General features: G+C 33.0%; 29 protein-coding genes and 2 pseudogenes. 26 read left to right on the top strand and 5 right to left on the bottom strand.

From position 1 onward, the window contains the following. Positions 1-195 precede the first annotated feature (195 nt). The 8 genes from ACFOZZ_RS02310 to ACFOZZ_RS02275 all read left to right on the top strand — a co-directional run bounded on the left by ACFOZZ_RS02310 (position 196) and on the right by ACFOZZ_RS02275 (position 7,648). Positions 196-819 carry a CDP-alcohol phosphatidyltransferase family protein gene (locus ACFOZZ_RS02310; RefSeq protein ID WP_055234266.1) on the top strand — a complete coding sequence of 208 codons (624 nt, stop codon included), beginning with the start codon at positions 196-198 and terminating at the stop codon, positions 817-819. Positions 820-825: 6 nt separating this feature from the next. After that, the gene (locus tag ACFOZZ_RS02305; protein WP_055234265.1) at positions 826-1,686 is read left to right on the top strand and encodes a phosphatidylserine decarboxylase; all 861 of its coding nucleotides are present in this window, start codon (positions 826-828) and stop codon (positions 1,684-1,686) included. Positions 1,687-1,772: 86 nt separating this feature from the next. Further along, entirely contained in the window at positions 1,773-2,543 is a 771-nt protein-coding gene (locus tag ACFOZZ_RS02300; protein WP_006505619.1) for a ParA family protein, read from the top strand. Continuing rightward, positions 2,533-3,420 carry a ParB/RepB/Spo0J family partition protein gene (locus tag ACFOZZ_RS02295; RefSeq protein ID WP_278780008.1) on the top strand — a complete coding sequence of 296 codons (888 nt, stop codon included), beginning with the start codon at positions 2,533-2,535 and terminating at the stop codon, positions 3,418-3,420. The genes ACFOZZ_RS02300 and ACFOZZ_RS02295 overlap by 11 nt, the downstream gene beginning before the upstream one ends. A 94-nt stretch (positions 3,421-3,514) precedes the next feature. Beyond that, entirely contained in the window at positions 3,515-4,981 is a 1,467-nt protein-coding gene (locus ACFOZZ_RS02290) for a family 1 glycosylhydrolase (protein WP_006505617.1), read from the top strand. Between the two features lie 72 nt (positions 4,982-5,053). Continuing rightward, entirely contained in the window at positions 5,054-6,475 is a 1,422-nt protein-coding gene (locus tag ACFOZZ_RS02285; RefSeq protein ID WP_055234262.1) for an NAD(P)/FAD-dependent oxidoreductase, read from the top strand. A gap of 2 nt (positions 6,476-6,477) precedes the next feature. Continuing rightward, positions 6,478-6,672, top strand: coding sequence for a DUF951 domain-containing protein (locus ACFOZZ_RS02280; protein ID WP_022425725.1), 195 nt, complete (start codon positions 6,478-6,480; stop codon positions 6,670-6,672). Positions 6,673-6,895: 223 nt separating this feature from the next. After that, on the top strand, positions 6,896-7,648 hold the full coding sequence (locus ACFOZZ_RS02275; protein WP_376814617.1) for a MurR/RpiR family transcriptional regulator: 753 nt from the start codon (positions 6,896-6,898) through the stop codon (positions 7,646-7,648). 29 nt (positions 7,649-7,677) lie between these two features. Here ACFOZZ_RS02275 and ACFOZZ_RS02270 read toward each other — a convergent pair whose 3' ends face one another. After that, entirely contained in the window at positions 7,678-8,373 is a 696-nt protein-coding gene (locus ACFOZZ_RS02270) for a polysaccharide deacetylase family protein (protein ID WP_238703726.1), read from the bottom strand. Between the two features lie 60 nt (positions 8,374-8,433). Then, positions 8,434-8,907, bottom strand: coding sequence for a phosphatase PAP2 family protein (locus tag ACFOZZ_RS02265; protein WP_376814616.1), 474 nt, complete (start codon positions 8,905-8,907; stop codon positions 8,434-8,436). A gap of 91 nt (positions 8,908-8,998) precedes the next feature. Here ACFOZZ_RS02265 and ychF point away from each other — a divergent pair, with 91 nt between their 5' ends. The 9 genes and pseudogenes from ychF (at position 8,999) to ACFOZZ_RS02220 (ending at position 14,782) form a co-directional block, all read left to right on the top strand. Then, positions 8,999-10,099, top strand: coding sequence for a redox-regulated ATPase YchF (ychF, locus tag ACFOZZ_RS02260; RefSeq protein WP_278780249.1), 1,101 nt, complete (start codon positions 8,999-9,001; stop codon positions 10,097-10,099). Next, a complete protein-coding gene (gene srtB, locus ACFOZZ_RS02255) occupies positions 10,099-10,818 on the top strand; it encodes a class B sortase (RefSeq protein WP_055234258.1) in 720 nt (239 codons plus the stop codon). The genes ychF and srtB overlap by 1 nt, the downstream gene beginning before the upstream one ends. 38 nt (positions 10,819-10,856) lie before the next feature. Next, positions 10,857-11,492, top strand: coding sequence for a 2-C-methyl-D-erythritol 4-phosphate cytidylyltransferase (ispD, locus tag ACFOZZ_RS02250; RefSeq protein ID WP_187114880.1), 636 nt, complete (start codon positions 10,857-10,859; stop codon positions 11,490-11,492). A 122-nt stretch (positions 11,493-11,614) separates the two neighbouring features. Next, positions 11,615-11,905 (top strand): 30S ribosomal protein S6, encoded by a 291-nt coding sequence (rpsF, locus tag ACFOZZ_RS02245; protein WP_055234257.1) that lies wholly within the window; start codon positions 11,615-11,617, stop codon positions 11,903-11,905. A 16-nt stretch (positions 11,906-11,921) separates the two neighbouring features. Then, entirely contained in the window at positions 11,922-12,410 is a 489-nt protein-coding gene (ssb, locus tag ACFOZZ_RS02240; protein ID WP_006505607.1) for a single-stranded DNA-binding protein, read from the top strand. 15 nt (positions 12,411-12,425) lie between these two features. After that, positions 12,426-12,656: a 30S ribosomal protein S18 gene (gene rpsR / locus ACFOZZ_RS02235; protein WP_278780246.1), complete on the top strand. Its 231-nt coding sequence runs from the start codon at positions 12,426-12,428 to the stop codon at positions 12,654-12,656. A 162-nt stretch (positions 12,657-12,818) separates the two neighbouring features. Then, a pseudogene (locus tag ACFOZZ_RS02230) lies at positions 12,819-13,445 on the top strand (helix-turn-helix domain-containing protein); the annotation flags it as partial. A 128-nt stretch (positions 13,446-13,573) separates the two neighbouring features. After that, positions 13,574-14,128, top strand: coding sequence for an ATP-binding protein (locus ACFOZZ_RS02225; RefSeq protein ID WP_376814615.1), 555 nt, complete (start codon positions 13,574-13,576; stop codon positions 14,126-14,128). An 81-nt stretch (positions 14,129-14,209) separates the two neighbouring features. Continuing rightward, positions 14,210-14,782: an RpiB/LacA/LacB family sugar-phosphate isomerase gene (locus ACFOZZ_RS02220; protein ID WP_376814614.1), complete on the top strand. Its 573-nt coding sequence runs from the start codon at positions 14,210-14,212 to the stop codon at positions 14,780-14,782. Positions 14,783-14,982: 200 nt separating this feature from the next. Here the strand turns inward: ACFOZZ_RS02220 and ACFOZZ_RS02215 are convergent, their stop codons facing one another. After that, positions 14,983-15,177 (bottom strand): hypothetical protein, encoded by a 195-nt coding sequence (locus ACFOZZ_RS02215; RefSeq protein WP_278780240.1) that lies wholly within the window; start codon positions 15,175-15,177, stop codon positions 14,983-14,985. Between the two features lie 255 nt (positions 15,178-15,432). Between ACFOZZ_RS02215 and ACFOZZ_RS02210 the strand changes: the two genes are divergently transcribed. From ACFOZZ_RS02210 to ACFOZZ_RS02190, 5 genes and pseudogenes are all read left to right on the top strand, one after another. Beyond that, a complete protein-coding gene (locus ACFOZZ_RS02210; protein ID WP_278780238.1) occupies positions 15,433-16,158 on the top strand; it encodes an ABC transporter ATP-binding protein in 726 nt (241 codons plus the stop codon). Continuing rightward, the gene (locus tag ACFOZZ_RS02205) at positions 16,155-16,889 is read left to right on the top strand and encodes an ABC transporter permease (RefSeq protein WP_278780236.1); all 735 of its coding nucleotides are present in this window, start codon (positions 16,155-16,157) and stop codon (positions 16,887-16,889) included. The genes ACFOZZ_RS02210 and ACFOZZ_RS02205 overlap by 4 nt, the downstream gene beginning before the upstream one ends. 4 nt (positions 16,890-16,893) lie before the next feature. Continuing rightward, positions 16,894-17,745 carry a MerR family transcriptional regulator gene (locus ACFOZZ_RS02200; protein ID WP_286696657.1) on the top strand — a complete coding sequence of 284 codons (852 nt, stop codon included), beginning with the start codon at positions 16,894-16,896 and terminating at the stop codon, positions 17,743-17,745. Positions 17,746-17,960: 215 nt separating this feature from the next. After that, positions 17,961-18,107: pseudogene (locus tag ACFOZZ_RS02195) on the top strand (N-acetyltransferase); the annotation flags it as partial. A 152-nt stretch (positions 18,108-18,259) separates the two neighbouring features. Then, positions 18,260-18,511, top strand: coding sequence for an ATP-binding protein (locus ACFOZZ_RS02190; RefSeq protein ID WP_286696658.1), 252 nt, complete (start codon positions 18,260-18,262; stop codon positions 18,509-18,511). A gap of 385 nt (positions 18,512-18,896) precedes the next feature. Here the strand turns inward: ACFOZZ_RS02190 and ACFOZZ_RS02185 are convergent, their stop codons facing one another. After that, entirely contained in the window at positions 18,897-19,139 is a 243-nt protein-coding gene (locus ACFOZZ_RS02185; RefSeq protein ID WP_376814613.1) for a hypothetical protein, read from the bottom strand. A gap of 431 nt (positions 19,140-19,570) precedes the next feature. On the opposite strand from ACFOZZ_RS02185, the gene ACFOZZ_RS02180 reads away from it, so the two are divergent. Beyond that, the gene (locus ACFOZZ_RS02180) at positions 19,571-20,038 is read left to right on the top strand and encodes an ATP-binding protein (RefSeq protein ID WP_278547733.1); all 468 of its coding nucleotides are present in this window, start codon (positions 19,571-19,573) and stop codon (positions 20,036-20,038) included. Between the two features lie 615 nt (positions 20,039-20,653). On the opposite strand, the gene ACFOZZ_RS02175 is transcribed toward ACFOZZ_RS02180, so the two are convergent. Beyond that, positions 20,654-21,232: a TetR/AcrR family transcriptional regulator gene (locus ACFOZZ_RS02175; protein ID WP_278780230.1), complete on the bottom strand. Its 579-nt coding sequence runs from the start codon at positions 21,230-21,232 to the stop codon at positions 20,654-20,656. 126 nt (positions 21,233-21,358) lie between these two features. On the opposite strand from ACFOZZ_RS02175, the gene ACFOZZ_RS02170 reads away from it, so the two are divergent. The 3 genes from ACFOZZ_RS02170 to istA form a co-directional block, all read left to right on the top strand. After that, positions 21,359-23,284 (top strand): FAD-dependent oxidoreductase, encoded by a 1,926-nt coding sequence (locus ACFOZZ_RS02170; protein ID WP_376814612.1) that lies wholly within the window; start codon positions 21,359-21,361, stop codon positions 23,282-23,284. Between the two features lie 1,230 nt (positions 23,285-24,514). Next, entirely contained in the window at positions 24,515-24,700 is a 186-nt protein-coding gene (locus tag ACFOZZ_RS02165; RefSeq protein ID WP_376814611.1) for a hypothetical protein, read from the top strand. 704 nt (positions 24,701-25,404) lie between these two features. After that, a partial coding sequence (istA, locus tag ACFOZZ_RS02160) for an IS21 family transposase (protein WP_376814610.1) occupies positions 25,405-26,602 on the top strand: 1,198 nt, incomplete at its 3' end.

The raw sequence follows: 26,602 nt of genomic DNA, 5'->3' as shown, positions 1-26,602 counted from the left end.
GGAAGTTAAGCATCATAACGGCGACGATAGTGTGAAGACGCGACAATAGCAAGCTGCCAGGTCCTTTTTTTTATTTAAAAATAGCCTATAAAATGCTATTTTTTATTTTGTAGAAACAAACTTAAATGACTATCATTCAATATTCATTCATGCTATAATGAACCCGATTATAGAAAAGAAGGAAAGGTGAATTGTATGATTGGTTTTTACAACTATACAGTCATTCTAACATATTGTAGTTTAATCAGTGCGATTGTTGGAACTCACTTCGCATTTGAACACAATTATGTTTTGGCATTATTCTGTCTTATGCTTTGTGGTTTTTTTGATTCTTTCGATGGTATCGTTGCACGTTCAAAAAAGGACAGAACAGAAGAAGAAAAGAAGTTTGGTATTCAGATTGATTCTCTTGTAGATTTAATCAGTTTTGGTGTTTATCCTGCAATCATTGCCTATTCAATGGGATTCAAAAGTTTCCCTTGTTTAATCATCTTTATTATATATATTCTTGGTGCTGTCATTCGTCTAGGATATTTTAATGTAATGGAGGATATGAGACAGCAGCAGACTACTGAAAAAAGAAAATATTATCAGGGATTACCTGTTACATCTTCATGTCTAATTTTTCCAATGATTTACTGTTTAACAGTATGTCTTTCAGTGCCTCAGGTTCAGTTTGTTTATTTAATTGGACTACTAGTTGTAGGTATTCTATTTGTAGCTAACATTAAAGTAATCAAGCCTGACTTTAAGGGTGTCCTAGGTCTTATTGGCTTTGGTATTATCCTTTTAATCTTGTTATTAAAGGTGTTATATTAATCTAGTATGGCAATATTCAAACGTAATGGTGAAAAATTAGATTATGATCAGTCTCAGGATTTATTCTTAGAGAAATTATACGGATCACTTGCAGGAAGATGCTTACTGAAAGTACTCACTCAACCTGTTATTACTGAACTTGGTGGGGCTTTTATGAATTCTTCTTTATCTAAAGGACAAATCAAGTCTTTTGTAGAGAAGAATAATATCGATTTGAATTTATATGAATCACAGGACTATCATTCTTACAATGATTTCTTTACACGTACTATTAAAGAGGGTGTAAGACATATTGATGAGGATGAAAGTGCATTGATTGCGCCTTGTGATAGTAAGTTGACTGTTTATCCTATTGCAGATTCATTACAGCTTAAAATCAAGAATTCATTTTATACAATTGAAGACTTATTAATGAGTCCTACACTCGCTGATGAATATAGAGGCGGTCTATGTCTTGTATTTAGACTTACAGTAGATGATTATCATCACTATCATTTTATAGATGATGGGACTGCAGAAAAGGATCACTTTATTAAAGGTATATTTCATACAGTTAATCCGATTGCTAGCGATTATTATCCTATCTATAAAACAAATAGCCGTTCTTATACAGTTCTACATACAAAACATTTCGGTGATGTGGTCCAGATGGAAGTAGGGGCTATGATGGTAGGTAAGATTACAAATCTTCATAAACAGTCATTTAAACGTGGTGAAGAAAAAGGCTACTTTGAATTTGGCGGCAGTACGGTTGTCTTATTCATTAAGAAGGATGTAGTAGAGATTGATGAAGATATTCTCAATCACTCAAAAAATGAAGATGAAGTACGTGTTCTCATGGGAGAACGTATCGGTACACTAAAATAGTGAGAAGGTGAATACCTTCTCATTCTTTTTGTTTTGTTTAAAGAGTTTTATGATATAATTAAGAATGCGAATAAGGAGGTTATGTGATGGGCAAAGTAATCGCAATTACAAACCAAAAAGGTGGCGTAGGAAAAACTACCACTAGTATTAATTTATGTGCAGCACTTGCACTTATGAAGAAGAAAGTATTACTTGTAGATATGGACGCTCAGTCTAATGCGACGCAGGGTATTGGAATCGATCGTTCTAGTTTAGAAAAAACAACTTATGATGTACTTATTGATGAAGTACCTATTGAGTCAATTATCAAACATAGTGAAATCCCACATCTAGATGTGGCACCTGCAAGCATTGACTTAGCGGGTGTAGAAGTACAATTATCAGCTGTACCAAAGGGAAGGGAAAAACGTTTAAGAAAGGCTATGGATAGTGTCAGAAATCAATATGATTATATTATCATTGATTGTCCACCTGCCTTAGGTTTATTAAACACAAATGCCCTCACAGCTGCGGATAGTGTTTTAATTCCTGTACAGTGTGAATATTATGCACTAGAAGGTTTAACACAGCTATTAAATACTATTTTATTAACACAGTCAGTATTTAATCGTAATCTGACAATTGAAGGTGTGTTATTAACTATGCTTGATTCACGTACTAATTTAGGTGTAGAAGTAACACAGGAAGTACGTAAATACTTTAAAGACAAAGTTTATAAAACAGTGATACCTAGAAATGTAAAGTTATCAGAAGCACCTTCTGCAGGTCTTTCAATCTTTGATTATGATTCACGTAGCGAAGGCGCTAAGTCTTACGCAAGACTTGCGAAAGAGGTGGTGAGCAGAAATGGCAGGTAAGAAAAAACGCTTAAGTAAAGGATTAGATGCAATCTTTGATACAACATCTACTGGTGGAGATCTTCAATCAATGATTTCTGCGATTGAAAGTAATTCTAATGAATTCACTCAAGAAAAAGTTTCTATTGATTTAATCAGACCTAATCCTTATCAGCCTAGAAAGCACTTTGATCAGGATAAACTGAATGAATTAGCACAGTCTATTAAGGAACATGGTATCTTACAGCCAATTCTATTAAAGAAATCTATTCACGGTTATGATATCGTAGCTGGTGAAAGAAGATTTAGAGGAGCGAATATTGCTGGATTAACTGAAGTACCTGCAATCATTGTAGACTTCACTGATGATCAGATGATGGAAATTGCGCTTCTCGAAAACATTCAGAGAGAAGATCTTAATGCGATTGAAGAAGCACAAGCTTATAAAGCCATGATGGATAAGATGCATCTGACTCAAGAAGAATTAGCTGGTCGTATTGGTAAATCAAGAACTCATGTGACTAATACTTTAAGACTTCTTAATATCAATGAGAAGCTCCAGCAGTATATTCTAGAAGGTATTCTTTCTATGGGACATGTTAGACCGTTAGTTGGTTTAGATGATGAAACAGCTCTTAAAATCGCCAATCGTGCCATTAAAGAGAAACTTTCTGTACGTCAAGTAGAAGATATAGTCAGAGGCTATAAACTTGCTCAGAAACGTAAAAATGCGCCTAAAAAAGAAAAGAATACAACTTATACATATGCTGAAGATTTACTAAGAAAGAAGTTCCGCACAAAAGTAAAGGTTGAAGAAAAAACAATTACCCTTAAATATTCTGATACAGAAGACCTAAATCGTATTCTAGAAATCATGGGTGTAATAGAAGATATCTAAAGAACAGGAAACTGTTCTTTTTTCAATTCTAGGAAATCTCAATGTTTAATTTAGATTCGATGTATAATAAACATGAAAGAAGAGGACACATAATATGAAACAATTTCCAGAAGGATTTTTATGGGGCGGAGCTGTTGCTGCCAATCAGTATGAAGGTGGATGGAAGGAAGGCGGTAAAGGGATTACTGTCTCAGACTGTGCTAGAAGCCATTTAGATGTAGATGTACAGGACTATAAGAAACAAAATGAAGTCACTACAGCTGATATCGAAGAAGCATTAAACACACAGGATGAAGTATACTATCCAAAAAGACATGGTGCAGATGGATATCACCATTACAAAGAAGATATTAAGTTATTCGCAGAAATGGGCTTTAAAGTTTTCCGTTTATCTATTGCTTGGGCAAGAATCTTCCCTAATGGTGATGATGCAGTACCTAATGAAGAAGGCTTAAAGTTCTATGATGATGTATTTGATGAATGTTTAAAATATGGTATTGAACCATTAGTCACTATTTCTCACTATGAACCACCTATTAATCTTGTATTAAATTATGATGGATGGTATTCAAGAGAAGTCATCGATATGTTTGTACGTTATTGTGAAGTGATTGTAGATAGATATAAGGATAAAGTAAAATACTGGCTTACTTTTAATGAAGTAGACTCTATGATCAGACACCCATATACTACAGGTGCACTTATTAAAGATCGTTTCCCAGGTAAGAACTTCAATGAAGTCATCTTCCAGGCAATGCATCATCAGTTTGTAGCTAGTGCACTTGCAACTAAGATCGTGCATGAAGCAAGACCTGATGCAAAAGTAGGTTGTATGTTAACAAAGCTTACTTACTACCCATACACATGTAAACCTGAAGATGTTTTACAGGCACAGCAGGATATGAGAAGTACATATTGTTATAGCGATACACAGGTATTTGGTGAATATCCAGCATACTTATTATCTAAATTCAAGAATGAAGGCATCAATATCAAGATGGAACCAGATGACTTAAAGATTATGAAGGAATATCCAGTTGATTTCGTTTCATTCTCTTATTATTCATCTAGCTGTGTTGCTAAAGATGACAATGGTTTAAAGAAGACAGCAGCTAACACTAATGTGGCTATTAAGAATCCATATATTCCATCATCTGACTGGGGATGGCAGATTGACCCTATTGGTTTAAGAATCTCTTTAGTAGACTTATATGACCGTTATAGAAAGCCATTATTCGTAGTAGAAAATGGTTTAGGCGCTAAGGATGAATTAGTGAATGGCACTGTAGATGATCAGTATAGAATTGATTACTTCGATGCACACTTTAAAGAAATGTATAATGCGATTGTAGAAGATGGTGTAGACCTCATGGGTTATACATCTTGGGGATGTATTGATATTGTTTCTGAATCTACAAAACAGATGTCTAAACGTTATGGTTTCATCTATGTAGATTGTGATGATCTAGGTAATGGTACTTATAAACGTTATAAGAAGAAATCATTTGATTATTACAAACATGTTATTGAAACAAATGGTGCATGCTTATTTGAAGATTAAAGGTAGTGTTTTACTACCTTTTCTTTATGTCGAAAGAATGGTATTATTGAATGGTAAAGAAGTGAGGTATATATGAGAGAAAATTATGATGTAATTGTAGTAGGTGCTGGTCCAGCAGGAATTATGGCAAGTTATGAATTCGTATTAAAGAATCCTAACTTATCAGTATTATTAATTGATAAAGGAAGAGCAGTGACTGCAAGACATTGTCCTATCAAAGATAAGAAGATCAAACAGTGTCCAGTTATCAAGGATAATGAACCAGGCTGTTTACCAGCATGTTCTATTACATGTGGATTTGGTGGTGCTGGTGCTTATTCTGATGGTAAGTTTAATATTACAAGTGAATTTGGTGGATGGCTTACTGATTATCTTCCAGCAAATGAAGTAGAAGATGTAATTCGTTATGTAGATAGCTTATATTTAAAGCATGGGGCAACTAAAGATATTACTGACCCAACTACAGATAAAGTAAAAGAAATTGAACACAGAGGCTATGCAGTCGGATTAAAGTTATTACGTGCTAAGGTCAGACATTTAGGTACAGAAGAAAACTTACGTATCATGACTGAAATGCAGGAAGTATTAAAGGAACATATTGATATCCAGTTCAATACAGAAGTAGAAGATATTATTGTAGAAGATAATACAATCAAGGGTATCAAGCTTGCAAAAGGTGATATCATTACAGCCTCTAAAGTATTACTTGCACCAGGTAGAGATGGTGCGACATGGCTGGATGCTGTCTTTAAGAAACATGGTTTAGATCTTTATAACAACCAGGTAGATATTGGTGTACGTGTAGAAACATCTAATATCGTTATGGATGAAATCAATAAGAACTTATATGAAGGTAAGTTCATCTATAACACATCTGTAGGTACAAGAGTAAGAACATTCTGTTCAAACCCTAGTGGACATGTTGTAATAGAAAACCATGAAGGGACAATGATGGCCAATGGACATGCTTATCATGATCCTAAATTAGGGTCTGACAATACTAACTTTGCATTATTGGTATCTCATGTATTCTCTGAACCATTTAACCAGCCTAATGAATTTGCCCATCAGGTGGCTCAATTAGCAAACAAGCTTTCAAATGGTTCTATCATCGTACAGAGATATGGTGATATTCAAAAGGGTAGAAGAACAACTGAAAAGCGTTTAAAAGAAGGTTATACAGTGCCTACATTACCAGAAGCTGTTCCAGGTGATTTAGGTCTTGTATTACCATACAATACAATGAAATCAATCGTAGAAATGATTGAAGCATTAGATCACGTGACACCAGGTATTGCGAATGAACATACATTACTTTATGGTGTAGAAGCTAAATTCTATAGTGCAAGACCAAAGGTAAGAGAAGGATTTGAAACTCTTGTAGATGGTTTATATGTTGCTGGTGATGGTGCAGGATTAACACGTGGACTTGCTCAGGCAGGTGCTAATGGAATCTTAGTTGCAAGAGATATTATTAAAAGATTAGGAGAATAATGATGGAATACGGATTACATGATATTATTGAAATGAAAAAACCTCATCCATGTAAGAAATCCACACAATGGGAAATCGTAAGAATGGGTGCGGACATTAAAGTGAAATGCATGGGTTGCGGCGCAATTATCATGTTTTCACGAAGAGATTTTGAAAAGAGATTAAAAAAAGTAATCGAACATAAAGAAAGTGAATAACTTGACTCCATCAAAAAATAATGGTTTAATATAATCATACAGGATAACTGATGTAGAAAAATCGGTCTCGTCTAACACGCCTTATACTTATTTAAGTATTCTGCGGATGAGGGATGCCCATTCTTAGAAATGGTTCGACCGCCCCTCCAGTTATCCTTTTTTTATGCTCCATTTAGTAAGATGGAGTCTTTTTTAGTATATAATATATGAAAGGGGTGATTTTATGGACATACTACTATCACGTATTATTCGTTATCTCAATGGTGTGATTACTGACGATAAACAATATCGTATTGCCTTATTCATGGTAGAACACTATCAAGAATTAAGATGTAAGACATTAGAAGAAATTGTGAAGGAATCTGAGTATACAGAGGAAGATATAATGACCTTTATTGGATATTTAGGATATCATGATTATGAAGACTTCAGAGAAAGACTCATGATGGATCAGGATCTTCGTTCAAGTCAGATGCAGTTAAGACTACTCCATACTGATATTGATGGAATGATCAGTTCTCTTCATATCTCAGGTTCAAAAGAAGACTTCTTGAATCTTGTTGATCACTTAGCTGAAATTATTTATGAAAATGGAAGAATCATCCTAGCAGGAGGCTATTCACCACTTAGTGTGACTGTAGACTTTCAGACAGATATGATCAGCATGGGTAAACAGGCAATTGAATATCATCAATTTGATAAGAATTTCAAGTTCAAAGATACTGATGTTGTTTTCTTCTTAACTGCTACAGGGCGAGCTTTGAGTCATGTATCTAAATCTTTAAAAGAAAAGTGTCTATGTAAATCACATATCGTCCTCATGACACAGAATATCAAATATAAGAATTATGATTCTATCTGTGCAGATGATGTCGTACATGTATTAGGTACATTTGATGGTATTGAATTCAATTATCAGATTATGCGTTTATTTGATTTGATTCGTATCCGTTACTATACAAAATATTTTATTTAACACAAAAACGAGAGGTTTTATGCCTCTCGTTAATTGTTGATACGTTGATGACTGACAAAGTCAGTATGTTCTAAAGTTTTAAAAGTATAGCCATTTGCCTGATAGTATTCAATAATTGCAGGTAATGCCTGTACTGTTGTTGTTTTAGTGGCTGTATCATGCATTAAAATACAGACACGTGGTAGTCTTGACTTAGAACTTTCAATAATACGTGCAGGATTTACTGAACGTCCAGTCGCATCATTAGAAGATACATTCCAGTCATAGTACTTATAGCCTTTCTTTTCTACTTCCTGTGCAACCTTAGCCATAATTCCCTGTGAATAATGTCTTGATACCGTATTTGAACTTCCTCCAGGGAAACGGATCAATTTGCTGGTACGTCCTGTTTGTTCTTTGATGATTTTCTCAATATTACCTAAATCCTCAAAATAAGTTTCTTCACTTTGATAAATACTATACTTATGTGTATAACTATGTGCACCAATGGCATGTCCTTTTAAATAAGCTGTACGAATATAGCTTTGATAACGGGCATTTTCACCCGTTACAAAGAATGTCGCTTTCACATTATATTTATCGAGAATATCTAATACTTGAGGTGTGTTATGAGAAGGCCCATCATCAAAAGTAAGATAAACTTCCTTCACTTCATCAGCATGTACAGGACTATAAACAAGACTGATGAGAAGCATGAAAGCTATCGCAATATTTATCTTTTTCATGATCACATCTCCTTTATCGGATACTATTATACACACTTCTCTGTGTAATAGTTATGTATTCTATAAAAGTTCAATAATAAGACTGAGCACCATACCAGCAGTCACATCACTGATATGATGAAGACCACTTAAAACCCTTGTAATGGCAGTTAAAAATGCGAATATAAGCATCACTATACCAATATATAAATCAAAATGGATCGCAGTAAATGCGATAATAAAGGCACTTGCAGCATGTCTAGAAGGGAAAGAACATCCTTCACGATGTTCAAAGAGTGGAGTCACTTCTAAGTAGTCATAGGGACGTGATTGATTAATCAGTTTTCTAATCACTGTCACAATAAGAAATGAAGTACAAGGCTTAATAATCGCATAAATGAGATAATCATCATGAGTCATATAGAAACCAATTAATAACATCACATAAGAAGCCATCATGATATATTTTAATGCGATTGTAAGAAATCCTACCACTTTTTTATAAGTAGGATGAGACCATAAAAATTGATTGAGTCTTTCATATATATTATTCATGTTATCACCTTCCCCATTATACCATTCATTCATTGCATTTTGATGTTAGTTATAATAAAATAATGTAGATTAAAAGGAGTGAATATAAATTATGTCATTAACTGCAGGAATCGTTGGTTTACCAAACGTTGGTAAATCTACATTATTTAATGCAATCACAAACGCACAGGTAGAAGCAGCTAACTACCCATTCGCAACAATTGATCCTAACGTAGGTGTTGTTGAAGTGCCAGATCATAGATTAGATGATCTTGCTGCAATCTTTAATCCAAAGAAGACTATCTATACTACATTTGAATTTACAGATATTGCTGGACTTGTAAAAGGTGCCTCTAGAGGTGAAGGCTTAGGAAATAAATTCTTAGCTAACATCAGAGAAACAGATGCAATCTGTGAAGTAGTAAGATGTTTTAGAGATAAGGATATTACTCACGTTGATGGTTCAGTAGATCCAGTACGTGACGTTGAAACAATCAATCTTGAACTTGTAATGGCTGACTTGGAAACAGTGGACAAGAGAATTGGTAAGATTGAAAAGAAAGCTCAGACTGGTGATAAAGAAGCTAAAGCTGAAATGGAAGTATTAGCACCATTAAAAGAAGTATTAGAAGCTGGTAAGATGGCTCGTACGCTTACTTTTAATGAGGAAGAAATGGTTTATGTAAAACAGTTCAACTTATTAACTACTAAGCCTATGATCTATGTAGCGAATATGGGTGAAGAAGATATCGAAGATCCAGATTCAAACCCATACTATATTGCTTTAAAAGAATATGCTGCAAAAGAAGGATGCGATGTTGTTCCTATCTGCGCTAAGATTGAAAGTGAGTTAGCTGCATTAGATGCAGAAGATAAAGCTATCTTCATGGATGATTTAGGTATCAAGGAAAGTGGTCTAGATAAGCTTATTAAAGAAACATATGCTTTATTAGACTTAAAGACTTTCTTTACTGTAGGACCTGATGAATGCCGTGCATGGACATTTACTAATGGTATGACAGCACCAGAAATGGCCGGTATTATTCATACAGACTTCCAGAAAGGTTTCATTAAAGCTGAAACTTATACTTATGATGATATGATGCAGTATAAGAGTGAAGTGGCTTTAAAAGAAGCTGGTAAGATCAGACAGGAAGGAAAAACTTATAAAGGACTTGATGGTGATATCATGTTCTTCAAGTTTAACGTATAATGAAGATTATTAGACGTATTCTTCTTGTAGTATGTTTAGCTGTCTTTCTATATAGTGCAGGTAATCTTTTAAATATTGGATATAAATATCATAAGTTGGATTCTGATAACAATAAGCTACAGGAAAAAGTCGTAACTGAAGTGAAGCAGGATTCACCACTAGATAGAAAAATTGATTTTAATCAATTAAAGAGTATTAATGAAGATATTATTGGTTGGATTTATATTCCTAATACAAATATCGACTATGCTTTATTGAAAGGAAAAACAAATGATACATACATTCATACAAACTATGAAAAGAAGTATTCATTTGGAGGCAGTATCTTCTTAGATGAAGATAATAATGCATCATTGACTGATAGTAATACAATTATCTATGGTCATAATATGAAGAATGGTGCAATGTTTGCGAATATTAAGAAGTTTGCGGATCATGATTATTTTATTAATCATCCTGAAGTATATATTTATTTACCAGATGGTAGCATTAATGTATATTCTGTCTATAGTACAAAGATCATTGATGCAACAAGTGATTATTACTTGAAGGATATTGATTATGCAAGTTATGTAGCTAATGCGAAATCATCCGCTAAACAATCAAGAGATGTAGATACACAAAATGGGGCACCATTATTGCTTTTATCTACTTGTTATGCGCCTGATACAACAACACGTAGTGTTTTATTTGCTAGACTAGAAAAGAACGTAAAGTAATTTACGTTCTTTTTGATATAATGGAATAGAGGTGATTCATGATGTATAGCGCAATTATATTATGTGCAGGAAGTGGTAAGAGAACAGGTCTTGGTTACAACAAGATGTTCTATCAATTACAGGGAGAGACTGTATATGAAAAGACAGTGAATGTCTTTTTACATGATAAGAGATGTGAAGAGATCATTATTGTATGTAAGAAGGAAGAACAATCACATTTCAAGAAACTATTAAATAAGAAATGTATGAAGTTTGTAGAAGGTGGAAAAGAAAGACAGGATTCTGTTTATGAAGGATTAAAACATGTCACAAGTAATTATGTAATGATCCATGATGGAGCAAGACCTTTTGTGAAAAAAGACCTTTTAGATCGTTTGGTAGAAGGTATGGAAGAACATAAGGCAGTACTTGCAATGGTGCCATGTAAAGATACAATCAAGCGTGTGAAGGATGGTAAGGTTGTAGAAACACTCATTCGTTCTGAATTGATGCAGGCGCAGACACCACAGGCTTTTGATACAGTACTTATTAAAAATGCATATAAAGAAGCCATTGAAAATAATATCCAGGCAACAGATGATGCATCTATGTTAGAATTACAGGGAAAAGATGTTTATGTCGTAGAAGGTGACTATGACAATATTAAAATCACAACGAAAGAAGATCTAAAATAAGTAAAAAAACTTCGATTTATCATTGCTTTTTTGATTTTCTTGTGATAGTATGAACGAGCATGTAAAATATTACTGCCTGTCTAGAAGTATTCTAGACCGTTAAGACCAAAGGAGGTAAAAAAATGAACAAGTATGAAATTATGATGATTTTAAAACCTGACTTAGAAGATGATGCAAAGACTGCAGTATTAGATGGTTTTAAAGCAATCTTAACTGAAGGTGAAGGTGTTGTTGACAACGTTGACACTGAAAAGTTAGGCTTACGTGAACTAGCTTACGAAATCAAAGATTATACTAAGGGATTATATGTAGTAATCGATACTCATACAACTCCAGAAGCAATCGCTGAATTCGAACGTTTATCACGTATCAACCCAAGCGTATTACGTCACTTAACTTTAAGAAGAGACTAAGAAGAGGTGAGGGCGAATGCTTAACCGTGTCGCATTAGTCGGAAGACTTACAAGAGATCCTGAATTAAGAAGAACAGGTAATGGTACAGCTGTAACAAGTTTTACTTTAGCAGTTGATCGTAACTTCTCAACAAGAGATGGTCAGGAAGCTGATTTCATTAACTGTGTTGTATGGAGAAAACCTGCTGAAAATGTTGCACAGTATTGCAGCAAGGGTTCACTTGTATCAGTCGATGGTCGTATACAGACTCGTAGTTACGACAACAATCAGGGCCAGAGAGTTTATGTGACAGAGGTTGTCGCTGATTCAGTTCAGTTCTTGGAAACAAGAGCACAGAGAGAAAGAACTCAGCAGAGTGCACCTATGATGCAGCAGCCTACAATGACTCAGCAGCCTAGACAAAACAACAATGACTTCTATGATATGAAGACAGTGGATCTAGATAAAGATTTTGATGATTCAGTGAATTCATATGATATCATGGAAGACGATATTCAATTCTAACAGGAGGAAACAACAATGGCTTTCAGAAGACAGAGAATGGGTAGAAGAAAAGTTTGCTACTTCACTAAAAACAAGATTGATTACATTGATTATAAAGATGTTGAACTTTTAAAGAGATTTATCTCAGCTAATGGTAAAATCATCCCAAGACGTGTAACTGGTACAAGCGCTAAGTATCAGAGAAAACTTGCTAGAGCAATCAAGAGAGCAAGACAGATGGCTTTATTACCATACGTTGGTGATTAATTAAATCTACAAAGATAACCTCAGGAAACTGAGGTTTTTTTGTACTTAAAAATATATTATTTTTAGGTTAATTATTGATTAAATTGTTTTATTTGGTCAAAATAATTATAATATATATACGGGGTGACTCAATAAACGGAAAGATATTTTGAAACTGAAAAAGTAGAATTAAAACGTGAATTAATAAGTGAAATTAAAGATGAAATTATTGCTTTTTTAAATAGCGATGGTGGGACTATTTTTGTTGGAGTTGAAGATGATGGGACAATTATAGGTTTTAATGATAATAAAATAAAAGATGACATAGATTTAAAACTTGGCAATTGGATTCAAGAGTCTTTTTTTCCAAAACCATCTGTTTTGATTCAATATTCTTTCAATAATGATAATGTTTTAGAAATCAATATAAAAAAAGGAAAAAACAAACCCTATTATCTTAGGGAAAAAGGGCCAAAACCTTCAGGTGTTTTCATTAGAGTAGGGAGAAGTAAAAGAAAAGCAACAGATGATGAAATACTTCATATGATTACGGAGTCTCATAATTATAGTTTTGTAGAGGATATTTCAGATGAACAAGAATTAACCTTTAAGGCACTAAAAAGAACTTTTGAAGATAACGATATTGAATTAACATCACGTTTGATGAAGTCTTTAGGAATTATAAATAAATCTGGACAATTTACAAATTTAGCCTATATTATTTCTGATCAATCAGACATTGTTGTTAAATTAGCGGAATATGATAGTAATATGAATTTTAAAATAAAAAAAGTTTTTCTGGATCTTTAGTTACAATTCTTAAGAATGTTGAAGAACAAGCGGAAAGACTTAACGATTTAAAAGTTGTCATTGATGGAAATACTTTTAAGAGAATTGATACAAAATCATATCCAGGTGTAGCTATTCGTGAAATGGTGATGAATGCAGTATGTCATGCAGATTACATTATTCGCTCGAATATTAAAATTGAGTTTTTCCCAGACAAAGTAAAAATTACAAGCCCAGGAGGAATATTTGATGCCTCATTAGATGATATTATGAATGGTGTACAGACATATCGTAACCCTAGATTGGTTCATATTTTTGATAAATTAGGAATGATTGAAAACTTTGGGACAGGTATACCTAGAACGATGTATAGTTATAAAGATTATGATGTGAAACCTGAATTTAAGGCAACAGATAATTTCTTTATTGTAACATTACCAAATGTGAATTATTTAGGTGACCAAATAAATGACCAAATAAATGACCCAATAAAAGACCAAATAAATGATATAGGTCTAGAGATTTTAAAAGCGATTAAACAACATCCAGGAATTAAGGTCCCAGAGATAGTGAATATACTTTACGAAGTTGATCCATCTATTACAGCAGATAAAGTTAGAAATTCGATAAAAAGAAATCTAACTAAATATGTTGAACATAAAGGTTCAAACAAAACGGGAGGATACTATCTAATAAAAAAATAGCATTTGAAAATAAACACTTGATGATTTATATATAAAATTCATAGAAAAAATGATAAAGAAAAAATCAAAGGGGTAAAGATAATGAAGATAGCAGTTGTACAAGCAAGTTCACAGATATCTAAAAATAATATGCTATATAGTTATACTAAAAAATATGCAAAAGATGCTGATGTTATTAACTTTGGATGCTTTTTGGATGACGAAGAAAAATATTCATATATAGAAATATCAATTTTAATAGGCATGTTAATTGATGAGAATGTCGTTGACTTCGTTGTTACTGGGTGTTCTTCTGGTCAAGGTATGATGCTTGCTTGTAATAGTATGTCTGGCGTATTGTGTGGTTATGCATCAACACCTAAAGATGCTTATTTGTTTGCTCAAATAAATAATGGTAATGCTATATCTTTACCACTAGGTGAACAGTATACATACATAGGTGAGGAAAACTTAGAAATGACATTAAAAACTTTATTTTCTGAACCTTTTGGAGGTGGCTATCCTGCAAGTGAAGCACACAGAAAAATAGCAGATTCAAAAATGTTGAAAGAAATAAGAGCAAAATCTCAACGAGAATTTAAAGAATTTCTTAGTGAGATTGACCCTCTATTAATAGAGAAACTTAATCGAAAGATTAAAGCTGTTTTAAGTTAATGAATATTAGTAGAAATTTATATCAGTAAAATACCATCTGTTTAGCACATCAAAAAACAAGGCCATGTTTGGTTGATTTTACGTGAAAATGGCTTATAAAACATGAGTTTATACGTGATTTATGCGTGAAAGATTCTTTAAACTTAATTAACAATTGTATACGATAAATAAAAATAGCCCTAAAAATATATTTTTTCAATTTATTTTAACGATTTTATGCCAGATAAAACGTTAAATAAACGATTTACTTTATGTTGATTATTAATTGGTACTAAAATGGTACTATTATTCATTTCTTCAAGTTTATTAAAAAGTTGTACTTGTTTGTCAGAATAAAGATGACTATATGTTTTTAGTGTTGTTTCAACTGTATCACCGATACGATCTGCAATCATTAAAACACTATCACCCAATTCAATTCATGATGAAATGTGTGCTTCACGTTCTAAGGGATAATTCTAGGACACATAATTATAACCGGCTTATCTGTAATAAAAACAAAAGGATGAAAAGGTATGAAACTTATATATGCTACATATAACTATACTGTATGGTGTAGATACAAGTAGAAAGAATAAATAGACTATTGACTCTCCCCTTTAGGGGAGATGATAGAATCCTTCTTGTAAAGATAACAAGGAGGATTTTTTATGAATGAACAATGTATTCAAGTGAAAAATCTCACAAAATCATTTTTAGGAAGAAAAGTAATAAATGACCTTTCTTTCGAAGTGAACAAGGGTGAGGTGTTTGCGCTACTTGGTCATAATGGGGCAGGAAAAAGTACTACGATTGATTTGCTTTTGGGACTGAAATGTCCAGATTTGGGAAAGGCAACGATACTTGGAATGGATGCAGCAAAACACAGAAAAAAGGTATTTGAAAAAGTTGGGGTTCAACTTCAACATACCGAGTATCAGAATATGATGACGGTGGAAGAAGCCTGCATGGAGTATGCTTCTTTGTATCAAAAGCCATCAGATTACAAAGTGTTATTGGATTCGTTTGGATTGTCTGATTTGAAAAAGAGTTATATCAATAAACTGTCTGGTGGAGAAAAACAGAAGCTTTCTGTTGTCCTGGCATTGATTGGGAATCCAGAGATTGTATTTTTGGATGAATTAACAACAGGTTTGGATGTAGCAGCAAGAAGAGAAGTTTGGCGTACTATAAAACATTTGAAAGAAAAAGGACTTACTATCTTTTTGACCACACATTATATGGAGGAGGCACAGGCACTTTGTGACCATGTATGCATTATTAAGTCAGGGGAAAAGGTAATAGAAGGTACCATTGCTGAAATTGTAAATGCTTCAAGAAAGACTAATTTGGAAGAAGCATATCTTTATTTTATGGGTGAGGAGGATTTGTTATGAAAAGATTTTTGACAATGTATAAAATAGAACAGAGGATATACTTTCGTTCACCGGATGTTATTCTGTTTGGATTATTGATGCCAGTGGTAGTATTTGCATTGATTACCATGATAAGCGGTCATAAGGAAGCGGCCGATTCTGGATTAACATTTTTACAAAGCGCATTTGTATCATTATCTACCGTGGGAATATGCTGTACTGCCTTTATGAGTATTCCAATCACAATTGTAGAACTTAGAAATCAAGGAATTCTTCGAAGAATGTATTGTAGTCCATGCTCGCCTGTGAGATTACTTACTTGTGATATTCTTTCTAGCAGTATGATTGCAATCGTTTCTACGATTTTATTAACGATAGTTGCAGTTCTTTTTGGATATCGAATGAGTGGAAATGTCTTTGCTTTTATAGGGATATGGTTACTTACGATGGTTTCTATGTTTTCAATTGGACTTTTGGTGGCAAGCCTATGTCGTACAACAAAATCTATGAATGTTGCAACAAGCCTTTTGTATTTTCCGATGTTGTTATTTTCAGGAGCAACGATTCCGGCAGAAGTATTTCCGGCTGGAGTTCGTGCTTTAATCAAATGGATGCCACTGGGAATTGGAATTGATACATTAAAAAAGGTGTCTATTGGCTGTTTTGATGATATACTGACATCGGTGATTATTATACTTGTGATTGCAGTAATCTGTACAAGTGTTGCTGTAAAAACATTCCGATGGGAGTGATTTGATGAAAATGTATGGAGAACATGAAATGTGTGGAGAAGTAGATAGTGGTTCGTTATATAAGATTGGGATGTTTGCTGCAATGAATCGTGTGACAGTGAAAGCTCTTCGTTTCTATGAGGAACAGGGGCTTTTGCTGCCGGCTTATATTGATGCTGAAACTGGATATCGTTATTATAAACTAAATCAAATGGCTACAATGCACCAAATATCAGCATTAAAACAGGCTGGTTTTACCTTGGAAGAAATTGTACGCATCAATAATGGCGAAGATGAAGAAGAATTATTGCTAAAAAAGAAATCAGAACTTCTTTCAAGAATTGCTGAACTTACGAAACAGGTGGCTGTTTTAGATGGATATCTAGCAAAAAAGAAATCTTGTTTGTTAACACCAGTCTTAATCAAGGAGGTACCGGAGTGTATTGTTGCCTATATGAAGACAAGACTTGATTCCTATGATAATCTATTTGATAAAATGCCTCAAATGGGAGAACTTATGGAACAGGTAGGATGCATTTGCGCTCTCCCAGAATATTGCTTTACGAACTATTTGGAACCGAGTTATAAAGAGGAAAATATTCTGGTGGAATTATGCGAATCAGTGACAGAATGTAAGGATGATATCGGTGAGCTTCACTTTAAAATGATGCCGAAACTCCTGGTAGCATCTGTATTTCATAAGGGGTCATATAACACTTTGGCTACATCTTATGAAAGTGTGCTAAAATATGTGGAAGAGAATGGATATGAGATTGTAGGGGCGATTCGTGAAAGTTATATAGATGGTGTTTGGAACAAAGAGGATGAAAGTGAATGGCTTACAGAAATTCAGGTGCCAATCAAAAAAAATTGCTAGTGAAGAAACATAAGATAAAAACTTAAAATCGAAGAAGGAGACAAAAATCTCGATATGAAATAAAAACCAAAAGATCATAGAACAGAAGAAGAATTAATAAAAAAGACATTTTGGGATTGATCTGTGCCAAGATGTAACGAACACTATCTTGTCATCAGATAAGAAAAAGCGAAGAGTATATCCTTGAATTAGATTTTGTTTGAGAAGAGGATGGGAAAATTATTGGTCACATTATATATGTAAAAGCAAGACTGATTACCGATGATGGTACGGAAAAAGAAATTTTATCATTTGGTCCGTTTACCATTCATCCTGACTATCAGAGAAAAGGATATGGTCTTGGACTAATGATTTTATCTTGAACGCATCGATTTATCACCATCAATTTTGATTATGCGAGATTTTGGTGTAATTCTATCTCGCAAAGCATCAGCTCATGCTGCACCACCTAATTGAGAGTGCCATCCTGCTACATCCAATTGAGAACAGAATATCTTGTTGTTCAATGTTTTGAGTGTTCACTAGTAACCATTCATCAATTATTAGTAAATCACATTTGACAGTAAGTATAGGTATCGTTGCTACAAAGCGTAGAAACAGTACTTATTTCATCAAATGTCATGATCTTATCTACCAGTTGAAGAAAGCAAACAGTGAGAACAGATTGGAAGACAGGTTTCGACATTTTACTAAATTCAAGATAATGATTATTGATGAACTTGGTTATCTTCCCATCAATAAGGAAAAACACTTGATTTTTATATAGTTAGCTCCTTATGAGTTGAGTATAGCATCTACATTTATTTTTCAAGAGACTGAACAATAAAATATCGAGTCACTCGACAAAATGTTTGTATAGTTTATCGAGTGTGACATAATTCATGTTTTATCAACGTTAAAATATATCAATATTTTAATAAGATGGAAGAATTTAGAATAGTTCTTTCATTTTTTATTTACAAGGTAAATTTAGTTTGTGGGAAGAAGATGCATGGATAAGAAAAAAATATAAATATCCTGGATAGTAAATTTATTTGTTGTTTATTTCGTAGGAATGCAACTTGTACTTGTATTTTCGGGTAACGTTGGAATTACAGTAAATCCTAAGTATCTTTTTATTACTAGTTCATATTTTATGGGATTGACAATTTTTATATTAATAGTTCCTTTGTTTTTACTGATGAATAAGATGAATGATAAAGATGCAAGTGATAAAGATAACTATTCATCATTAACGGATATGGATTATTATAAGAAAAAGATGACACTGTAAATAGTAAAATAAACTTGAAGAAAATATCTTTGATATGAATTCTGTCAGGGTTGTAGCCTCGAATATCGCAATGGTCGATGATAGAACGAGCAACATGAGCAGAATAAACATGAGTATCCAAAACACATCCCACCTTATCCATATCTATATTTTATCGCAAATGAAAAGAACAGCCAAATGCCGTTCTTAGTTAGTGGTGATTTTCAATCGCCTTTTTTTAGAACAAACGATGAAAATTGATATTATGATCGAAGATTTAGTAATTGATTATTATGGCGAAGCTGACCAATAATTCCGATTTAGCCTGATCATTAATTCCGAAAGACTTGACCAATCATTCCGATTAGGTTGATCAATTATATTATACACACTCCTTTTCTAGTAAAATTAAGTAATAGATAAGCATCGAATCTACGCAATATTTTACAGGAAAGTAGTTTTGATTTATAAAGCATACGAGGAAATATACAAAGAGATTTTCAGATATTTATCATTAGGTATGTCTAGAAACAAAATCTCGAAACTGTTAAAGAAATCAAGAAATAGAGTCAGATTGAAAAAAATGCAACGAATGAATATATCAATAGACATGAGAATCTCATTATAGTTGGTGCTACAGGAAGTGGTAAATCATATATTGCATGTGCACTAGGTGTAGAGGCATGTAATGCACCCCTGAAAGTAATGTATGTAAGACTTCCTGATTTATTAGCTGAATTAGATTTTGCGAAAGTTCAGGAAAACTACAGAAAGAGAATAAATCAATACATAAAGTGTGATCTTTTAATACTGGACGAGTGGCTGTTGATAGGGACTAATAATGCCGAACAGCAGGATATTCTGGAAATACTGGAAAAGAGATATCGTATCCATTCAACAGTATTCTGCTCTCAGTTTGATGTTGCAGGATGGCACAGTAAGCTTGGTGGAGGTGGCTTAGCTGATGCGATAATGGATAGAATAGTATCAAAATCACAGACAATAAAAATCTTTGGCGATAAGTCAATGAGAAGCAGATAAACAAAAAACAATCCTGACTGTACTTTATTTGCAGCCAGGATTTTTAGGTGGTCAAACTCATTGAAATGGTTGGTCAACCACGTCGGAATTTTACGAAAATGGCTAGTTGGTCAAGAGCATCGGAACACTTGGTCAACCCAATCGGAATGAGTGATCAACTAAAGTGGAATAATCAGTAATTGAATCTGTTGAATTTAAAGAAAATTTTGTTGCTGAAGTTATAGATGAATCAGTTGAGTGATTATACTGTTGCTGCAACCTGGATTGATAAGTCTAATAACACTCATTACAGATTAAGATTTCTAAGAGATGAACTCTTGAAATTATGATTTGATATGCATTAGAAATATGAGGATTAACAAAGTGGGAATATCCTTATATTAGCTATTAAGAAGCCAGTTTCTAGATATAAAACAATTTTAAAGAAGGCGAAACGCAAATAGAAAATCATAATAGATTGACTATTTTGTTAATCCTTTTATGATTGGTTTTCTTTTATTGCTTGTTTTATATAAGGCAAAAACGAACTAATGGTGGATTTTTGTTTACATACAAGTCCTGTTTCACCGACTGAAATAGAAGAAGATATAGCCTTTAACATATTTTATAAAAATGTTAGAGTTTTTTTTGGCCTTTCATGATAGCAGTGATTGATTGTTTAAGTCCTGTTTCAACGGTTTGTAAAACAATTTGAATAATCTGATTTCTTTCAAAATTTAAATAGTTTTTATGGTACCATTTAATGGTTGTTAAGATATTATTTGAAATAAGAGATGCATATAGTTTAATTAAATCATCCTGATTAATAGATTTTTTGAAATATGTGCAAAGGTCTAATGTCATGATAGTATGCATATCTTCAAATATATTAATGGGTAGTATTTTTGATTCTAAAATTAAGAGTTCATCTTTATTGTCATCAAAGAATTGAATTAAACAATCAATATTATGTACATTGATCCCATTTTCAAAGTTTGAACTTGCTTTACTAAATAAGGATATATAATCTTTAGAAATCTTTTCAATTAAGTCATATTTATCTGAATAATGACGATAAAATGTTGTTTTATTAATTCGACATTCATCTACCAGCATGGACATAGTAATATCTTTAAATGCATATTTTTTAAGGAGATGAAGCATACTCTTTTTTATATTATCTTTAGTTTTGATAACACGTAAATCTTCTTTCATATATTTTGCAACTTCCTTTCTATTTTTGTTGCCTAAGCAACTATTTTGTTTTGTCTTGTGATTTTTTTCTTTTGAAGATTATATCATAATTTAATCTAGATAATATAAAAAACGGAGGAGAAAAATATGGAAAACAAATATTATCCTAATTTATTTAAAAAAGGAAAAATTGGTAATGTTGTGCTTAAAAACAGAATTGTTCGTAATTCAATGGGAACTTATTTAGGAAATCCTGATGGTTCAGTAAGTTCACGCCAGATTCAAGCATATGTTGACGCGGCTGAAGGTGGTGCTGGCTTAATTTTTATGGATAACGCAACTCCTGTTCCAATGACATCTTGTGGTTTGCGTGCTGATGGTGATGAATTCATTGCAGGTTTATCACAGTTAGCTGATGCATTAAAAATGCATGGTGCAGCAGCTGGTATACAGTTAGCTCATCCAGGTCGTGATGCTGGTTTCGTTGGTAGTGCAGACGTTATCGGTGCATCTCCAATCACTTTTGAACCATGGTATGAAGCAGGTGCTAAATTACCTAGAGAATTATCTGTAGATGAAATTCATAACTTAGTTTCAAAATTTGGTGATGCTGCATTAAGATGTAAACATGCAGGTTTTGATGTTGTAGAAATTCATGGTGCAGCTGGATGTATTCCAACAAACTTCTTATCACCACATGATAATCATAGAACAGATATGTATGGTGGATCATTACATAATCGTATGCGTTTATTAATTGAAATGGTAAGAGATATGAAGAAAAAATGTGGTCCTGATTTCCCAATTGGTGTTAAACTAAGTACAGTTGACTGGGAACCAGAAGGAATCGCATTAGATGAAACAATTGAAGTTGCGAAAGCATTAGAAAAAGAAGGAGTATCTCATATCAACGTTATGGCTGGTACTCATGCAACTGCTGCAATGGAATTCTTAATGCCTAACTGTTTCAATGGTGCTGACTGTAAAAAAATTGCTGATGCAGTTAATATTCCAGTCTTTGTAGGTCATAATATTTTTACACCTGATGAAGCAGAAGAATTGTTGAAAAATGGTTGCGGTGAATTTGTTGCTTTAGGTCGTTCTCAATTAGCTGATCCACATTGGGCTATTAAAGCTAAGTATGGTCAAGCAAGTGAAATTAAACCATGTATTAACTGCTTAATTGGTTGCTTAGATAGAGGTTTATTAAATCATACAGCTATTCATTGTACAGTTAATCCAGGTTTATATAAATTTGAAAGAGAAACAATTAATACAACTAATCCAAGAAATGTTGTTGTTATTGGTGCAGGACCAGCTGGATGTGAAGCTGCTTTAACAGCTGCAAATAATGGTCATAAAGTAACAATTTATGAAAAACGCGAATTTGGTGGTGCGATGATTGAAGCAGCAAAACCAGAAAACAAAAAGAATATTCGCCGTTTAATTTCATATTATAAAGATCATATTGACGCACATAAGAATATTACAGTTATTAATAAAGAAGCAACATATGAAGAAATCGTTGCAAGTAATTATGATGTATGTATTGCTGCCACTGGTGGTGTTTCTAGAAAAATTAAAGCCATAAATATTGATAGTCAAATGGTAGTGAACGCAATGGATTATTTAGGTGGAGAAAAAGTTGATGGTGATACAGTTGTTGTTATTGGTGGAGGTATCACTGGTGCAGAAACAGCACTGGAATTAAAAGCTGAAGGTAAAAAAGTAATCATTGTAGAAATGACTGATCATTTCTTAGCACAAAAGTCAAATGCATGCCAAGCATACTCAATTGCAATCTCTCAAACAGATATTGAAATTAAAACAGGTTTAAGATTAATTGAAGTAGGGGATCATACTATTGTCTTAACAGACCGTTATGGTAATGAACAAAATGTAGCTTGTGATAATGTAGTTATTGCAGCAGGTTTTGTTCCAGATAACTCTATCTATACAAAGTTAGAAGAAGAAACAGATATGCAAGTATTCAATGTTGGTGATGCTAAACGTGTTCGTCAAATTTTTGATGCTGTACACGAAGGATACATTGCAGCTAAATTAATTCGCTAAAAACATATAAAATGTAGCATAGGAAACACTATTAACTTTTCCATAATAGGAAGATAATGTTAATTCATACAAAGACACATTTATAAGCAGAAGTTGAATAGGTAATGATACCTTAAGACTTCTTTTTTTATACAAATAATAAAAACGTTAAGACTAACTGTATAGCGCAATCAATTTGTGAATATACTGTTTATAAGTAGTATTCATTCATTAAAACTGTTAAAGATTTAAATGATACATTGCGTATTGTATAAAAAAAATCTATATACTTAGTTTGCGTACTATTGATAATTCGAGCGTAGAATACTTTGCGTATAATGAAGGTTTTATGGAAATTAAGAGAAAAATCTATCAAAAAATGATAGAATGGAAAAAAACAAACAAAAGGGAAAAAGACTTTGCTAATAGAAGGTGCCAGACGTTTTGGTAAGTCGACTTTGCAGAAGAAATTGGTATAAATGAATACAAAACTTATATATTGATTGATTTTAATAAAGCAAGTACAAAGATAAAAGATTCATTTGAAGATTTAAATAATTTGGATATTTTTTTAAACGATATCACTAGAATATAATAAAAGACTTTATGTTAGAAATTCTCTTATCATATTCGATGAAATCCAGAAATTTCCTAAAGCAAGAGAAGCTATAAAAAAACATAGTTGCCGATGGTAGATATGATTATATTGAAACAGGATCGTCAATATTTATTCGTGAAAGTGTAGAGGGCATTACAATTCCTTCTGAGGAACATAAAATTAAAATGTATCCTGTAGATTTTGAAGAGTTTATGGAATATATAAATGATTGTTTCAAAAAAAATTCCGCTTGAACAGAAACTACATGCAAAAGCTATGCATCTTTTAAAAGAATATGTTTTGGTTGAAGGAATGCCTTAAGCACTGGTTGTATTTAAAAATAGTGGAAGAAATTTTACTTTGGAAAATATAGAAAAAAGAGATATTCTTGAACTATATAAAGATGATATTATAAAAGATGCCAAAAGATACAACTCACGAGTGTCAGCTATATTTGAAAATATCCCAGCATATTTATCAACACATGAGAAGAGAATTGTTCTCAGCTAAATAGAGGAGGGAGCAGTATTTGACCGTTATGAAGAACCTTTGTTTTGGATAGATGATTCGATAATCTGCAATTTGTGTTATAAGTGCAATGATCCAAATGTTGTTCTTGGGTTAATAAGAACGAATCTTATGTAAAGTGTTATATGGGTGACACTGGATTATTAGTAAGTCATGCCTTTCGTGAAACTGGAATTATGGATGAGCAGTTATATAAGCAAATTATGGATGGAAAGCTTGCATTTAATGAAGGCATGCTATATGAGAATGTGATTTCGCCAATGATAACAGCAATGGAAAAAAATTGTATTTCTATACTCGATACAATATAAAAAAGTACAGAAATGATATTGAGATTGATTTCTTAATTTCAAATGATAGTAAAATCAACTACAGAATTAATCCAATAGAGGTTAAATCATCAAAAAACTATACAACTACCTCTCTGGGAAGATTTAAAGAGATTTTTGAAAATAAAATTGAAAACCAAATGATAATTCATCCAAAAAATTATTCAGAAGCAAACGGTATAACAAAGATACCACCATATATGTTGTGGTGCATTTTTAAATAAAGATATGGGTATTTATTTTATACGTGAAAAAAATAGGTAAAGATGCACTGAATTTAAGCACATCAAAAAACAAGGGCAATTTTGGTGGCTTTTACGTAAAAATAGCCTATAAAACATGAGTTTATACGTGGATTATACGTGAAAGATTCTTTAAACTTAATTAACAATTGTATACGATAAATAAAAATAGCCCTAAAAAATATATTTTTTCGATTTATTTTAATGATTTTATTCCAGATAAAACGATAAATAAGTGTTTTACCTTATGTTGGTGAATAGTTAAAATGAAGGAAAAAGAACCTTTAATTTTTAAGGGGGGTCAATAAAAAACTCGCTTTAAATATTTGTGCTAAGGATAAAATAAAAATGTAGGTAAAAGCCAATATAAGAATGTTGGAAAACCTACATAATTATTTTGTCCTTTTTCATTTTATTGATATTATCTTACCGGAGGTAATATCGATGAATTCAAATGATTTTTATCAGCTAGCAGCTGAACTTAATGTAATGGATTTTACTAAGAGTAAACCAAACTATGCAGATCTTGGCAGAAAGTATGATGTAGATTACAGAACTGTGAAGAAGTATCACGAAGGCTATAAGGGAAAGCCTAGAAACAGAAAAAAGCCAAGCAGGCTTGACCCGTACAAGGAGTTGATTATAGAAAAACTAAGTATTCCCAGAATATCAAGAAAAGGTGTTTATGAATTCCTAATAGATCAGTATGGCGATAGTGAAATAGGTTCATATTCAAACTTTAAGGCTTACTGTAAGAAGCATAAGCTTACACCATCTAAAGGTGATGCATCAGGTGGAGGAGACACTCGCTATGAGACTAATCCAGCTGACATGGCACAATGTGACTGGAAAGAGAATATGATTCTTACTTCAAGAAGTGGTGAGACTTTTGTAGTCAATATATTCCATCTGGTGTTGAAGTTCTCTAGATTCGGCTATATTGAACTGACTCTTTCAAAGGAGCAGCCAATTGTCTTCAGATGTCTTATTAACGCATTTAAATTCTATGGCGGAGTTCCAAAAAGAATACTTTTTGATAACATGTCCACTGTCATAGATACGAACGTAAAACCTAAGAGAGTGAATCATAAGATGGTGCAGTTCGCCAAGGATATGAATTTCAGGGTGGAATCATGCAAGACCAGACATGCCTATACAAAAGGAACCAATGAGGCTCGCAATAAGATTATGGACTGGCTTAGAAGCTACAGTGGTGAGTTTGACTCCATAGAGGAGCTTCAGGAGATTGTGGATAAACTCAATGTGAAGATGAATACAAATATATGTCAGGGCACTCAAATGTCTCCTTGTGTGCTTTTTATAAAAGAAAAGGAATACCTCACACCTCTTCCTGACAGAACTGTCCTGGATGGATACCTTAGCCCTCGCAAAGTAAAGGTATCTCCACAGCAGCTTGTCTATTTCAATGGTGTTCAGTATTCCGTGGATAGGAAGTATATCGACGAATATGTAAGTATTGAAACATTCGGTGATATGCTTCAGATATATTATAAAGGAAAACTGATTCAAGTACATACTATATCAAGAAATCCAATCAATTACACAAAGAAGCACTATGAGCAGTCTATATCCAAACAGTTTGCAGGGAACAAGGATTTTAATAAAGTTGTCACAAACAATC

The organism is Catenibacterium sp. GCM10023432 (assembly GCF_042651925.1).
Taxonomy (GTDB): domain Bacteria; phylum Bacillota_I; class Bacilli_A; order Erysipelotrichales; family Coprobacillaceae; genus Catenibacterium; species Catenibacterium mitsuoka.
Note: the sequence above shows the minus strand (reverse complement) of the source record. Positions and strands in the feature narration are given on the sequence as shown.